At 62.3% G+C, this 435-nt stretch carries 1 pseudogene; it reads left to right on the plus strand.

Annotated elements, in window-relative coordinates:
• A pseudogene (locus KJQ99_RS11380) lies at nucleotides 1-435 on the plus strand (NADH-quinone oxidoreductase subunit F); the annotation flags it as partial.

Below are 435 nucleotides of genomic sequence, written 5' to 3' on the forward strand. Positions count from 1 at the left end.
AAGTGGTCCTTCGTGCCTAAGGACAATCCCAACCCGACCTACCTTGTTGTCAACGGCGACGAGTCTGAGCCGGGCACGTGCAAAGACATGCCGCTCATGACGGCTTCCCCGCACACTCTCGTCGAGGGCGTCATCATTGCTTCCTACGCCATCAAGGCCCAGGCGGCCTTTATCTACATCCGCGGTGAGGTGCTGCCTGTCGTCCGGCGTGTGCAGCAGGCCGTGCGGGAGGCCTACTCGGCTGGTTATATTGGCAAGAACATCCTCGGTTCCGGTTACGACCTCGAGGTTGTCGTCCATGCAGGCGCAGGCGCCTACATCTGTGGAGAGGAGACGGCTCTGCTGGATTCCTTGGAAGGGCGCCGTGGCCAGCCTCGTCTGCGCCCGCCCTTCCCGGCCGTTGCGGGCCTGTATGCCAGTCCGACGGTCATTAAC

The sequence above is a fragment of the Campylobacter sp. 2018MI13 genome (assembly GCF_018501135.1).
In the GTDB taxonomy this organism is placed as follows: Bacteria; Campylobacterota; Campylobacteria; order Campylobacterales; family Campylobacteraceae; genus Campylobacter_E.